This window comes from Bradyrhizobium sp. BWC-3-1, from assembly GCF_032917965.1.
GTDB lineage: Bacteria > Pseudomonadota > Alphaproteobacteria > Rhizobiales > Xanthobacteraceae > Bradyrhizobium > Bradyrhizobium canariense_D.
This window is the reverse complement of sequence record NZ_CP136625.1, coordinates 6,323,895-6,336,654: the sequence shown is the minus strand read 5'-3', so window position 1 is coordinate 6,336,654 and position 12,760 is coordinate 6,323,895. Positions and strand designations below refer to the sequence as shown.

Sequence of the window (12,760 nt, the reverse complement as noted above, 5' to 3'; positions counted from 1 at the left end):
GCCCGCGAGAAATCGCGGATCTTTTCCATGTCGTCAGCCAATCCCAAAGCCGTCGAGGCGCGCTGCGTCCGCGTCAATGCCAAGGCCGAGAACGCCGCTGGGATTGCACCTCGCGTCGAGCCTCATACGCTCGCGCGCGGTCCGAACGATCTCCTGATCGAGATCAAGGCCGCCGCCGTCAATCCGTCCGACGTCAAGGCCGCGACTGGGCTAATGGCCTATGCCATCTTCCCGCGCACGCCGGGGCGCGATTACGCCGGCGTGGTGATCGACGGGCCGGCCGGTACGATGGGCCGCGAGGTGTTCGGCTCCTCCGGCGATCTCGGCATCCGCCGCGACGGCACTCACGCCAGCCATCTCGTCGTTGAATCCGACGCGGTGGTGGAGAAGCCGAAGACCGTGTCTTGGGAGGAGGCCGCCGGCATCGGCGTGCCCTTTGTCACCGCCATGGAGGGTTTTCGCCGCGCCGGCATTCCAAAGCCCGGGGAAACGGTGCTGGTGTTCGGCGCCAACGGCAAGGTTGGTCAAGCGGCGGTGCAGATCGCGACGTGGCAGGGTGCGCATGTCATCGGCGTGGTGCGCAAGGCGGAACCTTATGAGGGCCACACCAATGCATCCATCGAGGTGATCGACGCTTCCGCGACCGACGTCGCCACACGCGTGCGCGAGTTGACCGATGGCAAAGGCGCCGACATCGTCTTCAACACGGTCGGCGATCCCTATTTCCAGGCGGCGCACAAGTCGCTCGCGCTTCGCGGCCGCCAGATCCTGATCGCCGCCATCGACCGCATCGTGCAGTTCAACATTCTCGAATTCTACCGCGGGCAACACACCTATGTCGGCGTCGACACGCTCGGCCTGTCGTCGATCGCGACAGGCGCTGTGCTGCGTGACCTCGGCCCGGGCTTCGCGAGCGGGCACCTGAAACCGTTTCCGATCAAGGCGAACGCCGTCTATCCGCTCGAACGCGCGAAGGAGGCCTATGTCGCCGTTGCAGGCTCCTCGCGGGATCGCGTGATCCTGAAACCTTGATCATGGATTCGTCTCCACAACTCATCATCCTCGCCGGCCTCGTCGTCGGCCTGGTCTACGGCGCTGTCGGCCTGCTCAGCGGCTTCTGCCTGATGAGCAGCATGCGCGGCTGGTTGTCGGAGGGGGATGGGCGGTTGGTCCGAACCTATGCGCTGGCGATCGCGGTTGCGACCACAGCGAGCCAGTTCCTCGCCGGCACCGGCATGGTCAATCTCGGCAAGTCGATTTACCTGCAACAGTCCTTCTCGATGCCGGTGCTGTTTCTCGGCGGACTTCTGTTCGGATACGGCATGGTACTGTCCAACGGCTGCGGTTCGCGCGCGCTGGTGCTGCTCGGTCGTGGCAATCTCCGCTCCTTCGTCGTGGTGGTCGTGCTCGCCATCGCCGCGCAGATGACGCTCAAGGGCCTGATCGCGCCGGCGCGCATCGCCGTGGTCCAGGCCTCGCAAACCACGGTCAACGTGAATTCGCTGCCGTCATTGTTCGCCATGTTCGGTCCGGCTGAAGCGCTTTCGCGCGCAATGGCTGCTGCTGTCGTTGTCGTCACGCTGATCCTGTTTGCTTTCGCGCACCCAGCGTTCCGACGTTCGCCCGGCCAGATTGCAGCCGGTGTCGTCGTCGGTCTCCTCGTCGCCGGCGGCTGGTTCGTCACCGGCTATCTCGGCGCGGATGATTTCAACCCCGTCCCCGTGACCTCGCTTACCTTCGTCGCGCCGATCGCGGACAGCCTGCAATATGCCATGCTCTCGACGGGCCTGACGCTGAATTTCGGCATCGCGACGGTTGCAGGTGTCTTCGCCGGCAGTCTGGTCACCGCGCTTGCGACGGGCCGTTTCCATCTCGAAGGCTATTCCTCGCCACGCCATATGCTGCGATCGGCGGCTGGCGCCGCACTGATGGGCATCGGCGGCGTGATGGCGTTCGGCTGTTCGATCGGCCAAGGGCTCACCGGCGTGTCGACGCTCGCGCTCGGCTCATTCGTCGCCGTCGCCGGCATCCTGCTCGGCACGACGGCGGGATTGCGCGGGATGCTGCGCGTTCAGCCCTTCGCGGTAGCCTGACCACGCAGCAGGCGATCGCCGAGCGTTGCGAGACCGATGCCGGTGATGATCAGCGCGGCCGCTGTCACCAGACTCATGTCGATCGGCTCGCCCAGCAGGATCGCGGCGCTGGCGATGCCGACGAGCGGCGTTGCGGTGGTGCCGAGCGAGGTCGTCAGGGCCGAGATGCTCTTATTCACCATCGACATCGCCCAATAGGCGAGCACCGTCCCGATCAGCCCGGAATACAGGAACAGCAACACGAGTCTCCACGACCACTCCACATGCGGCAGGCCATCCGCGATGGTCGCGCTCACCGATAGCACGATGGTTGCCACGAGCACTTGCCAGATCAGAAGCTGGAGCGGCGAGGCAATCCAGCGATGGGCGCGGATATAGATAATGTTCGCGGCCCATGAGATCGCGGCCAGGATCACCATGCCGGCGCCGAGCACGACATTGGTGTTGGTCCAGTCGATCGAGGCCGGGTTCAGGATGACGATCAGGCCGATCAGGCCCAGCAGCGCGCCGGCGAGCTTCGGCGCCGTCAAAGTGTCCTTCCCGAGTAGCGGCGCGGCGATCGCGACCCAGAGTGGCGTGGTGTAGCCGAGCACAACGGCCTTGCTCGCGGGTAGGAAGCGCACACCGGCCGCAACCAGGACCGAGAACACGGTCATGTGCAGCAGTGCAACGCTCAGGACCACCGGGATGTCGCGACGCTCCGGAATCATCAGATTGTTGCTGAGCCCGAGGATCACGAACAATCCAGCCAGCGCGATCCAACTCCGGATCGCTGAAGCCCACAGTGGTGGAAGGAATTGGACGAGTTGCTTCGTCACCGACCAGTTTATGCCCCAAGCCAGCACGACGATGAGAAACAGGCCAACGGCTGCGCGGGGGGATAGGGAGTTCATTTCGGAGGTCCTTGAAGCAGTCCAGTCCAGCGGATAGCATCTCGTCTGGCACCTGAAACAGTGCCAGATCGGAAAGGAATAGGGTGCCAGTTCCGGACAGCATGATCTCCGCCCTGATCGACCTGAACCGGGCCGACGACGAGGGGCTGGTGGCTCAACTGACGAGCCAGCTCCGAAGCTTGATCGCGACCGGGCGTCTCGTCAAAGGCCGCACGCTGCCGTCGAGCCGTGGGCTTGCGAGCGATCTCGGCGTCTCGCGCAACACCGTCAGCTATGCGTTCGAGCAACTCGCCGCCGAGGGATATCTCGAAGCCTCGCACGGCCGCCGTCCGATGGTTGCGGTCGACGGCGGCGAGCGCGTCACAGAGGCTGGCGCCGTCGCATCTCGCATACGCCCTGGCAAGCCGCGGCTTTCGCCCTGGGCGTCGAGCCTCACGCAGACCGACTGGCCGATGTCTTATCAGGCGCGACTGAGACCCTTGCGTCCCGGACATGGCGATTTCAGGGAGTTTCCCAACGAGGTCTGGGCGCGCTGCCTGCGCCGCAGCGCTGTGCGCGCGGCGAGGCGCGAGCTCGGACCGGTCAATCGGCCGCGCCTGCGCGAGGCACTGGCGCATTATCTTGCGACCAGCAGGGGCGTGCGCGCGACGGCGGATCAGATCCTGATTCTGCCGAGCGCGCAGGCTGCGCTGACCCTGATCGCGGCCGCCGTCATCACCCCCGGCGACGATGTCTGGGTCGAGGATCCCGGCTATCCCGGCGCCGCGGCCGCCTTCCGCGCATCCGGTGCGCGCGTGATCGGGATGAGTTTGGACGAGCAGGGCATGCAGCGGATTCGTGGCTTGGCGGCCCCGACCTTGATCTTCATGACGCCGTCGCATCAGCACCCGACCGGCCGCCTGATGTCGCTCTCGCGCCGCACGGAGTTTCTTGGCCTGAGCAGGCCCGGCAAGACCTGGATCGTGGAGGACGATTACGACGGCGAATTCCACTATGATAGCCGGCCGGTGCCGGCCTTGCAGGGACTCGATGCCCACGGCCGCGTGTTCTATGTCGGCACGTTCTCCAAGGTCATGACCTCGGATATCCGGCTTGGCTACCTCGTCGTACCGCCGGCCATGGTCGGTACTCTCGAGATCGTACAGCGGCACATCGGACTGATCGCCGCGAGCCACATCCAGGAGGCGCTGGCCGAGTTCATTGCCGACGGGCATTTCCTGGCGCATCTGCGCCGGGTGCGCCGGATCTATCACGCCCGCCGCGATCACCTCGTGGAGGGATTGGAGCGCCATTTGGGCGATGTGCTCTCTGCCGAAGTGCCCCCCGGTGGCATTCAGCTCGTCGCGCGTCTCAAGCGCGGTCGCGCTGATCAGGTGGCGGTCAAGCGGCTGGTCGAAGCGGGCGTTGAAACGCGTGCCCTGTCCGGCTTGGCACTGGGCAGGCCGCGCGACCACGGCCTGCTGCTCGGCTTCGCGGCCTGGCGCGAGAGCGAGATCACCGCGGCGGTGCGAACAATGGCGTCGTGCTTCTAGCGCAGTCGCGCTAATCCACGGCCTTGGTCACGATGCGGATTTCCGACGTCAGCGTCCGGTGCACCGGGCACTTGTCGGCGATCTCCATCAATTTCTTGCGCTGCTCGGGATCGAGCGCGCCGTCCATCGCGATGTCGCGCTCGATCTGGTCGAGCATGCCATCGCGCGTCTCGCATTCCGCGCAGTCTTTTGCATAGATCTTGGAATGCTTCAGTGAGACGGTGACACGATCGAGCGGCAACGACTTGCGGTTGGCATAGAGGCGCATGGTCATCGAGGTACAGGCCCCGAGGCCAGCGAGCAGGAGATCGTAAGGACCAGGGCCGGCATCCTCGCCGCCGGCGGCGACCGGCTCGTCCGCGACGAGCTGATGCGGACCGACGGAGATGGTCTGGTTGAACTTGCTCTTGCGGGTCTCCTGCACCACGACCCGGCGCGGCGCCTCGGGGAGATCCATCGCCTTCGCAGGTTTGGCCGCGTCGATGTACCGGCTCGCCCAGGCCGCGATCACGTCGGCTGCATAGAGCGCGTCGGCCGGCTTGGTCAGGAGATGATCGGCATGGTCGAGCGAGACGAAGCTCTTGGGATGCCTGGCGGAGACGAAGAGCTTCGTCGCATTGTCGATACCGACGGTATCGTCGACCGGAGAATGCATCACCAACAGCGCCTTGTGCAGGCCGGCGACGTCTTTCATCAGCTCGTGCTCGGCGACGTCGTCGAGGAATTCGCGCTTGATCCGGAACGGGCGTCCCGCAAGCGAGACTTCGACCTCACCTTGCGTGCGAATGTCGCCGAGATGCTCTTTGAAAAGGCCGGTGACGTGGGCGGGATCGGATGGTGCCGCAATGGTCACAACCGCCTTGGCTTCCGGGATTCGTCCTGCTGCCGCAAGGATCGCGGCGCCGCCGAGGCTGTGACCGATCAGAATCGACGGCGCCTTGCGGACGCTACGCAGATGATCGGCGGCGCGCACGAGATCGGCAACGTTGGAGGAAAACGTCGAATTGGCAAAATCCCCCTCGCTGGAGCCGAGCCCGGTGAAGTCGAAGCGCAGCACCGCGATGCCCTTGGCGGCCAGCGCGACCGAGATGCGTTTGGCGGCCAGCGTGTCCTTGCCGCAGGTGAAGCAATGCGCGAACAGCGCGAAGGCCCCGGGCTCGCCGTCGGGTAGCTCCAGCGCGGCCGAAAGCTGATGGCCGCCTTCGCCGGTGAATTGAAAGCGCTCTGTCGGCATGGGTTTCCCCCGTTCCTTGCTGAACCTAGTCGCCCGAATAGCGTTGCTCTGCCCAGGGATCGCCGCGGTTATGGTAGCCACGGACTTCCCAGAAGCCCGGCGCGTCCTCGGTCAGGAATTCGATCGACTGAACCCATTTGGCGCTCTTCCAGAAATACAGATGCGGCACGACCAGCCGTACCGGGCCGCCATGTTCGGCCGACAATGGCTCACCGGACCAGCTATGGGCGAGCAATGCGTCCTCGGCGGCAAAGTCGTCCAGCGCGAGGTTGGTGGTGTAGCCATCATGGGAATGCAACACGACGAAGCGCGCGTCCGGGCGCGGCTGGCAGGCCGCGAGCAGCTCGCGCGTGGCGAGCCCCTCCCACTCATTGTCGTAGCGCGACCAGGTGGTGACGCAGTGGATGTCGGAGATGAACTGCGCCTGCTTCTGGGCGGCGAACTCGGCAAAGGTCCAGAACACGGGGTTCTCGATCGCGCCGTAGACGTCGAGCCGCCAGTGCTCGCGCGAAATCGGCGGTACGACTCCGAGATCGAGCACCGGCCAGTCCTTTGTCAGATGCTGACCGGGCGGCAGGCGCTGATCTTCCGGGCGCGTGATCTTGCCTGTCAAAAAGCGGCCCTCGCGCGCCCATTTTTCCTTGGTGCGCGTCAGCTTGCTGTCGGGCGGCTCGTTGTCTTCGGCCATCGGCTACTCGTGGCGGTGCAAGTCCGGCCTCTCCGTATCACTGTTTGGAGAGGTCTACATCGCCTTTCCAAGCAAAAATGGCAACTGGCGGGGGCCTCTGACGGTTCCTTGGGACCAGGTCACCGTGCCTGCCGGATCGAGGGCGAAGTCCGGAATGCGCTTCAGCCATTCCTCCAGCGCAACCTGCATCTCCATGCGCGCAAGGTTCGAGCCGACGCAGCGGTGGATGCCGAGGCCGAAGGCGGCGTGGCGGTTCTCGCGGCGGTCAATTACGACCTTGTCAGCATCCGGAAACATTTTCGGATCCCGGTTGGCGGCCGGGAAGGACAGCAGCACCATGTTGCCTGCCTTGACCGGGCAGCCCGAAATCGTGGTCTCCTTGACCACTTCGCGCGCCATCGTCACCGGCGAATAGGCGCGCAGCAGCTCCTCCACCGCGGTCGGGATCAGCTCGGGCTCTGCAACCAGGCGCTCGCGGTCGGCGGGCGTCCGGGCAAGGTGCCAGAGCGAGGAGCCGATCGCGCTCCAGGTGGTGTCGATGCCGGCAATCAGGAGCAGGCGCAACGAGCCCAGCACATGCGAATCCTCGAGCGGATTGCCGTCCTTGTCCCTGGCATTCATCAGGTAGGAAATCAGATCGTCGGTTGGCTTGTTCTTGCGCGCTTCGATATGGGCGCTGAAATAGGCGCTCATCTCGTGCACCGCCTGGAGCAACGTGTTTTCGTCCTTGATGCCAAGTTCCAGGATCATGTGGATCCATCGGATGAAGAGATCGCTGTCCGTCTCGGGGATGCCGAGCATGTGTGCGATCGCGCGAACCGGAATGTGCTTGGTGTAGCGCTCTGCCGCGTCAAGTCGGCCTTCAGTGATGAAGCCGTCGATCAACTCGTTGCAGATCGCGCGCACCCGCGGCTCCAGCTTCTTCATCGCGTCCGGCGTGAACGGCGGCAGCAGCAATTGCTTGGCTGGCTTGTGCACCGGCGGATCGGACGTGATCGGCGGGGCGGAGTTTCTGCTGGTGATCTCCGGCCGAACGTCCCGGACGATGATGCGGCGCGAGGAGAAATGCTCGCTGTCGTTGGCGATCTCGCGCACTGCCTCGTAGGTCGTCGGCATGTAACAGCCGAGGAAGCGTTCGGTATGCACGACCGGGCTTGCGGCGCGCAGCTCGTCCCAAATCGGGAAGGGATCTTCCGTCCATTGCGGATCGGTGTGGTCGAAATCATGGACCCAGTCGGTCACGGGCGGATGGGCGGTGGGCTGGCTGATGTCGGACATCTCGAAATCCCTTGAAATCCCTTGGGGGCTCGTGGTCGCGGAAGGCACGCGGGCAGAAGCGGGCGCGCTACTCCTCGATCACGTCGATCGCGATTTCCGGGCAATTGGACTTGGCGAGCCAGGCCTTGTCTTCGAGGCCGGGCGGGACCGTGCCGTCGCCGGCTTCGTGGGCGTTGCCGTATTCGTCCAGCTCGAACAGCTCCGGCGCCAGCGCCTTGCAGCGCGCGTGCCCCTGGCATTTGTCGGGATCAACGTGAACCCTCAGTCGCTCTGTCATGGCGGCTTCCTCGATCGTGTGCACTCCGGCCCGAAGGCGGCGCGCGCTCCCATTTGAGTTTTTGTTCAAGTTATAGGCTATTACATTCGCCGGCAGGCTTCCCCTGTCAAGCGCAAACTTATAGGCTCTGCGCAACATGCGTTCACAACTTGCCCGCAAGCCCGAGAATACCTACCACCACGGCGATCTCCGCGACGCCTTGATCAAGGCCGCGCTGCGCGAAGCCGAGCAGGGCGGGACGGAGGCGATCAGCATCAAGGCGCTGGCAAAGCAGCTGGGTGTTTCGCAGCCGGCGCCCTACCGGCATTTCGCCGATCGCGAGGCGCTGCTTGCGGCGGTGACGGCGGAGGCGTTCCGGCAGCTCAACGGGATATTGCGGGCGGCGATGGCAAAGCCGTCGAAGCGGTCGAAGCTGTCGCTGCTGGCGCAGGCGACGCTGGATTTCGGCTTACGCCGCAATGGCATCTACCGCTTGATGTTCGCCTCGCGCACGGTGTCGTGTGCGGCGAAAGGCAGCGAGCTGCACGAAGCGACCCGCGAAACCTTTGCGCTCGTGGTCGACGCATTGGAAGCCCCGGCCGTTGATTATCTGCGCGAGCGGCAGGCGCTCAAGATCTGGGCGGCGGTGCACGGCGTGGTGATGCTGGCTGAGCAGGGACTGTTCACCGGCGAGGCGGCCCATGCCACGCGCGAAGACCTGGTCGAGGATTTTGTCAGTGAAACCAAGGCCGCGCTTGCGGCGGCGATCAAAGGCGCGCGGCGCCGGAAACAGGCTGGCGCTTAAGCCCTCGCCGCCAACAGCTTCATCAGCTTCTCGACGGCGCTGTCGGGCGTGGTCACGACAGGGCGGCCGGTGGCTTCTGCCACGAGAGGCGCGGTTGCCGCGATGCTGAACTGCGCGAGCGCGACGACGTCGCAATCGCGCAAATCGCGTGCGGCTTCCACGATCAGCCGGTCATGCGTAGCGCGGTCGCCACGGTCGAGCGCGGCCAGCGCGCCTTCGGCGAGTTTCGGCACGATCTGGACGGAGGCCGGAAATTCCGGCGGCATCGAAGCCAGCGTCGGCGGGAAGGTCGAGAGCAGGCCGATCCGCCGGCCCATCGTCATCGCGCGCTCGATCATGGCTTCGTTCGGCTTGAGCACCGGCATCGGCGCATGTGCGCGCGCAACCGCCTCGATGCAGGAACCGAAGGCCGAGCAGGTGAACAGGATCGCGTCCGCGCCTGTCGCCGCGGCGTAGTGGCCGAGCGCAAGAAAGCGTTCGGTCATGGCATCGTTGAGCTTGCCGTCACGCGCCAGATCCGACGACAGGCTGTCGTCGAGCAGGTTCATCAGCCGCGCTTCCGGCCACACCTTCGCGAACGCAGCTTCGATCGGGGCGATGGAATGCTTGAGGGCGTGGATCAGCGCGATGCGAGGAGACTTCGTCATTGAACGTTACCTGATGGAAGGTCGCGAGCCCCGGACGCAACGCGTCCGGGACACGCAAAACGTTTACTTGAACGGCACCGCGTACATCAAGCCGCCCTTGCTCCAGAGACCGTTGAGGCCGCGCTCGAGCTTGAGCGGGCTCGCCTTGCCGACATTGCGCTCGTAGATCTCGCCGTAATTGCCGGTGGCCTTGATGGCCGTGACCAGCCATTTGTTGTCGAGCCCGAGCCGCGAGCCGAGATCGCCGGAGGCACCGAGCAGGCGTTGGATCGCGGGCGTCTGCGACTTCGCCATCTCATCGACATTGCCTTGTGTGACGCCGAGCTCTTCGGCCTCGATCAAGCCGTAGTGCAGCCAGGTGATGATGTCGCTCCAGACCTCGTCGCCATTGCGGGTGAAGGGGCCGAGCGGCTCCTTGCTGATGGTCTGCGGCAGCACGACGTAGTCGGCCGCGTTCGGCGCCGCGGTCGTCACGGCGCCAGCAAGCGCGGAAGCGTCCTGGGTCATGGCATCGCAGCGGCCGCCGAAGAAGGTCTGGTACATGGTGTCGACGCGGTCGAACACCAACGGCTTCCAATCGATGCCGTTGGCGCGGCCGTAATCGCCGAGCGTGACCTCATGCGTGGTACCCTGCGCGACGCAGACGGTGGCGCCCTTGAGGTCCTTGATCTCCTTCACGCCGAGGTCTTTCTTCACGACAAAGCCCTGACCGTCGTAGAAGTTGATTGGACCTTGCCGCAGGCCCAGCGTGACACCGCGCAGATAGGTCTGCGTCGAGTTGCGGTAGAGCACGTCGATCTCGCCGGACTGGAGCGCGGTGAAGCGGTTCTGCGCGGTCAGCGAGACGTAACGCACCTTGCTGGCATCGCCGAGCACGCCGGCGGCGAGCGCGCGGCAATAATCGACGTCGAGACCCTTGTAGTTGCCTTGCGAATCCGGTGCGGAGAAGCCGGCGAAACCGGCGCTGACGCCGCATATCAGCGTGCCGCGGCTCTTCACCGTGTCGAGCGTTGCCGCCGACGCCACCACCGTCGACGCCGCGAGCACGCCGGCTATGATAACCACTTTCCTCATCATGCTTTTCTCCCCTCAGTGATTGACACGACGCAATACGCTGTCGACGGCCGTGCCGAGCTTGTCGACGATCAGATCGATCTCCTCCGCGGAGGTGATATAGGGCGGCGCCAGCAGCACGTGGTCGCCACGGATGCCGTCTGCGGTGCCGCCGCCGGGATAGCAGCCGAGGCCGTTGGCGAAGGCCTCCGCCTTGATCTTCTGATTCAGCTTCAGCGCGGGATCAAACGAGGTTCGGCTGGCGCGATCGGCGACGAGCTCGATGGCCCAGAACAGGCCGCGGCCCCTGATGTCGCCGATATGGCGGTGATTGCCGAAGCGCTCGGTGAGCCGCTGCTCGAGCTGCTTGCCGCGCTCCTTGACCCGGTCGAGCAGGCCGTCCTCGCGGATCACGTCCTGCACCGCGAGCGCGGCGGCGCAAGCGAGAGGGTGCGCCAGATACGTGTGGCCGTGCAGGAAGGCGCCCGAACCTGAGCGGATTGTGTCGATGATCCTGCCGCTCGCGAGCATTGCACCGATCGGCTGGTAGCCGCCGCCGAGACCCTTGGCGATCGCCTGGATGTCGGGTGCCACGCCTTCCTGCTCCCAGGCGTGCGTGGTGCCGGTGCGGCCCATGCCGCTCATGACCTCGTCGAGAATGAGCAGCGCGCCGTGTCGGTCGCAGATCTCGCGCACCGCCCTGAAGTAGCCGTCCGGCGCCGTGACGGCACCTGCGGTGGCGCCGACGACGGGCTCTGCGAGGAACGCGGCGACGGTGTCGGGGCCAAGCCGCTGAAACTCGGCTTCGAGTTCGGCGGCGAGCCGCGCCACGAACTGCGCGTCCGATTCACCATCGTGCTTCTCGTGATAAGCGAAGGCCGGGGTCACATGGCTGAAGGCGTCGGAGAGCAGCGGCGCATAGGGCGCACGCCGCCAGGCATTGCCGCCGGCGGCCAGTGCGCCAAGCGTGTTGCCGTGATAGCTCTGGCGCCGAGCGATGAAATGCTGCCGCTGCGGCTCGCCGCGTTCGATGAAAAATTGCCGCGCGAGCTTGATGCTGGCCTCGATCGCTTCCGATCCGCCGCTGACGAAATAGGCGTAGGCGAGGCCACCGGGCTCGTGGCCGACCAGCGTCTCGGCAAGCGCCTCCGCCGGCTCCGACGAGAAGAAGGCTGTGTGGGCATAAGCGAGGGTCGAAGCCTGCTTCGTGATCGCTGCGATCACGCGTGGATGCTGGTGGCCGAGGCAAGAGACCGCCGCGCCGCCGGAGGCGTCGATCACGCGGCGTCCGTCCTCGGCAAAGAGATAGACGCCTTCGCCGCCGATTGCCTTGGGCGGCGTTTCGCGCAGCGAGCGATGCAGCACGCGGCTGGTGCGGGCGGCCATGGGTCAACCTTTCTCTGATACGTAAGTTGAAGCCGCGGCCAGCCGGGCCTCGGTATTCTCCAGGCGCTGTTTCGCGGCCGTGCCGCCGAGCGAAAACGTCACGGCGGCGAGCGATTGCGCGATCGCGATGGCGCCGGTGAGGCTCGGGAAAAAGCCGGGAGAGGAGGCCGCCTCGAACAGCAGCACGTGGTCGGCACCTTCAGCCATCGGCGCCGATGGGCTATCGGCGATCGCGATCAGGGCCGCGCCGGCGCGATAGGCGGCCTGCGCGACCCGGACGCTCGCGTGGGTGTAGGGCATGAAGCCGATGACGATGACGGCCTCGCCGGGCCGGAACGCGCCCATATCGAGATCGTCGGGGCCGGACGCGCCGACGAGCTGCACCTGTTCGGGACGAAACAGCCGGAGCTCGTAGTTCAGCAATTCCGCGACGCTGCGGCAGCTTCGGTAGCCGGTGATCCAGATCCGCTTGGCGTGGTGGAGTGCGCGCGCCGCCTCCGCGATCGGCCGGGCCGGGATGCGCGGAAGGCCGGCGGCCTCGGCCTCCAGCTTGTCGGTGATGAGCGCGACATCGGCGTTCGGGCCGTGGCAGCGGCCCTTGGCGCGGCCGGAGAAAGGCGCTAGCTGCGAGGGCCGCCGCGCCTCCGTCAACGCCGCGCGCAATTCATCCCAACCCGAATAGCCGATCGCCTTGGCAAGCCGCGTGAACGCGGCGGGATCGGCGCCGGCAACCGCTGCGAGATCGCGCATCGAACGCGTGGTGGCGTCGTAATCGTTGGCTGCGACGAAACGCCCGACCTCCTGCAACCGCATCGGAAGCGATGGCAATGCAATGCGCAGTTCGCTCAGTGGCGAGGATTTCGCGGGCTCGGCCATGAAACATTTGTTGCACGAA

General features: G+C 65.5%; 13 protein-coding genes. 4 read left to right on the top strand and 9 right to left on the bottom strand.

Annotated features, from left to right (window positions below; all coding sequences use genetic code 11):
* The first annotated feature begins 27 nt into the window (after nucleotides 1-27).
* Nucleotides 28-1,032 carry a zinc-binding alcohol dehydrogenase family protein gene (locus tag RX329_RS30640; RefSeq protein ID WP_026233282.1) on the top strand — a complete coding sequence of 335 codons (1,005 nt, stop codon included), beginning with the start codon at nucleotides 28-30 and terminating at the stop codon, nucleotides 1,030-1,032.
* Between the two features lie 2 nt (nucleotides 1,033-1,034).
* Nucleotides 1,035-2,093 carry a YeeE/YedE family protein gene (locus RX329_RS30635; protein WP_026233281.1) on the top strand — a complete coding sequence of 353 codons (1,059 nt, stop codon included), beginning with the start codon at nucleotides 1,035-1,037 and terminating at the stop codon, nucleotides 2,091-2,093.
* Here RX329_RS30635 and RX329_RS30630 read toward each other — a convergent pair.
* The gene (locus tag RX329_RS30630) at nucleotides 2,072-2,986 is read right to left on the bottom strand and encodes a DMT family transporter (protein WP_026233280.1); all 915 of its coding nucleotides are present in this window, start codon (nucleotides 2,984-2,986) and stop codon (nucleotides 2,072-2,074) included. The genes RX329_RS30635 and RX329_RS30630 overlap by 22 nt on opposite strands.
* Before the next feature lie 101 nt (nucleotides 2,987-3,087).
* On the opposite strand from RX329_RS30630, the gene RX329_RS30625 reads away from it, so the two are divergent.
* Nucleotides 3,088-4,518 (top strand): PLP-dependent aminotransferase family protein, encoded by a 1,431-nt coding sequence (locus tag RX329_RS30625; RefSeq protein ID WP_018457011.1) that lies wholly within the window; start codon nucleotides 3,088-3,090, stop codon nucleotides 4,516-4,518.
* A gap of 10 nt (nucleotides 4,519-4,528) precedes the next feature.
* On the opposite strand, the gene RX329_RS30620 is transcribed toward RX329_RS30625, so the two are convergent.
* The 4 genes from RX329_RS30620 to RX329_RS30605 all read right to left on the bottom strand — a co-directional run bounded on the left by RX329_RS30620 (nucleotide 4,529) and on the right by RX329_RS30605 (nucleotide 7,995).
* Entirely contained in the window at nucleotides 4,529-5,752 is a 1,224-nt protein-coding gene (locus RX329_RS30620; RefSeq protein WP_204510620.1) for a bifunctional alpha/beta hydrolase/OsmC family protein, read from the bottom strand.
* Nucleotides 5,753-5,777: 25 nt separating this feature from the next.
* Nucleotides 5,778-6,440, bottom strand: a complete 663-nt coding sequence (locus RX329_RS30615) for a sulfite oxidase-like oxidoreductase (RefSeq protein ID WP_018457009.1) — start codon at nucleotides 6,438-6,440, stop codon at nucleotides 5,778-5,780.
* Between the two features lie 54 nt (nucleotides 6,441-6,494).
* Nucleotides 6,495-7,718, bottom strand: a complete 1,224-nt coding sequence (locus RX329_RS30610; RefSeq protein WP_018457008.1) for a cytochrome P450 — start codon at nucleotides 7,716-7,718, stop codon at nucleotides 6,495-6,497.
* 67 nt (nucleotides 7,719-7,785) lie between these two features.
* Entirely contained in the window at nucleotides 7,786-7,995 is a 210-nt protein-coding gene (locus RX329_RS30605; protein ID WP_007607931.1) for a ferredoxin, read from the bottom strand.
* Nucleotides 7,996-8,131: 136 nt separating this feature from the next.
* On the opposite strand from RX329_RS30605, the gene RX329_RS30600 reads away from it, so the two are divergent.
* The gene (locus RX329_RS30600) at nucleotides 8,132-8,779 is read left to right on the top strand and encodes a TetR/AcrR family transcriptional regulator (RefSeq protein WP_018457006.1); all 648 of its coding nucleotides are present in this window, start codon (nucleotides 8,132-8,134) and stop codon (nucleotides 8,777-8,779) included.
* Here RX329_RS30600 and RX329_RS30595 read toward each other — a convergent pair.
* From RX329_RS30595 to RX329_RS30580, 4 genes are all read right to left on the bottom strand, one after another.
* Nucleotides 8,776-9,426 carry an aspartate/glutamate racemase family protein gene (locus RX329_RS30595; protein WP_018457005.1) on the bottom strand — a complete coding sequence of 217 codons (651 nt, stop codon included), beginning with the start codon at nucleotides 9,424-9,426 and terminating at the stop codon, nucleotides 8,776-8,778. The genes RX329_RS30600 and RX329_RS30595 overlap by 4 nt on opposite strands.
* A gap of 63 nt (nucleotides 9,427-9,489) precedes the next feature.
* The gene (locus tag RX329_RS30590; protein ID WP_085352170.1) at nucleotides 9,490-10,503 is read right to left on the bottom strand and encodes an amino acid ABC transporter substrate-binding protein; all 1,014 of its coding nucleotides are present in this window, start codon (nucleotides 10,501-10,503) and stop codon (nucleotides 9,490-9,492) included.
* Between the two features lie 12 nt (nucleotides 10,504-10,515).
* A complete protein-coding gene (locus RX329_RS30585) occupies nucleotides 10,516-11,865 on the bottom strand; it encodes an aspartate aminotransferase family protein (RefSeq protein WP_018457003.1) in 1,350 nt (449 codons plus the stop codon).
* Nucleotides 11,866-11,868: 3 nt separating this feature from the next.
* A complete protein-coding gene (locus RX329_RS30580) occupies nucleotides 11,869-12,741 on the bottom strand; it encodes a MurR/RpiR family transcriptional regulator (RefSeq protein ID WP_317244756.1) in 873 nt (290 codons plus the stop codon).
* Nucleotides 12,742-12,760 lie beyond the last annotated feature (19 nt).

What these genes read in the sequence shown, in the direction of transcription:
- RX329_RS30620 (WP_204510620.1), bottom strand. Translation starts at nt 5,752, where the DNA reads ATGCCGACAGAGCGCTTTCAATTCACCGGCGAAGGCGGCCATCAGCTT.
- RX329_RS30580 (WP_317244756.1), bottom strand. Translation starts at nt 12,741, where the DNA reads ATGGCCGAGCCCGCGAAATCCTCGCCACTGAGCGAACTGCGCATTGCA.
- RX329_RS30595 (WP_018457005.1), bottom strand. Translation starts at nt 9,426, where the DNA reads ATGACGAAGTCTCCTCGCATCGCGCTGATCCACGCCCTCAAGCATTCC.
- RX329_RS30625 (WP_018457011.1), top strand. Translation starts at nt 3,088, where the DNA reads ATGATCTCCGCCCTGATCGACCTGAACCGGGCCGACGACGAGGGGCTG.
- RX329_RS30590 (WP_085352170.1), bottom strand. Translation starts at nt 10,503, where the DNA reads ATGATGAGGAAAGTGGTTATCATAGCCGGCGTGCTCGCGGCGTCGACG.
- RX329_RS30585 (WP_018457003.1), bottom strand. Translation starts at nt 11,865, where the DNA reads ATGGCCGCCCGCACCAGCCGCGTGCTGCATCGCTCGCTGCGCGAAACG.
- RX329_RS30615 (WP_018457009.1), bottom strand. Translation starts at nt 6,440, where the DNA reads ATGGCCGAAGACAACGAGCCGCCCGACAGCAAGCTGACGCGCACCAAG.
- RX329_RS30610 (WP_018457008.1), bottom strand. Translation starts at nt 7,718, where the DNA reads ATGTCCGACATCAGCCAGCCCACCGCCCATCCGCCCGTGACCGACTGG.
- RX329_RS30605 (WP_007607931.1), bottom strand. Translation starts at nt 7,995, where the DNA reads ATGACAGAGCGACTGAGGGTTCACGTTGATCCCGACAAATGCCAGGGG.
- RX329_RS30640 (WP_026233282.1), top strand. Translation starts at nt 28, where the DNA reads ATGTCGTCAGCCAATCCCAAAGCCGTCGAGGCGCGCTGCGTCCGCGTC.
- RX329_RS30630 (WP_026233280.1), bottom strand. Translation starts at nt 2,986, where the DNA reads ATGAACTCCCTATCCCCCCGCGCAGCCGTTGGCCTGTTTCTCATCGTC.
- RX329_RS30600 (WP_018457006.1), top strand. Translation starts at nt 8,132, where the DNA reads ATGCGTTCACAACTTGCCCGCAAGCCCGAGAATACCTACCACCACGGC.
- RX329_RS30635 (WP_026233281.1), top strand. Translation starts at nt 1,035, where the DNA reads ATGGATTCGTCTCCACAACTCATCATCCTCGCCGGCCTCGTCGTCGGC.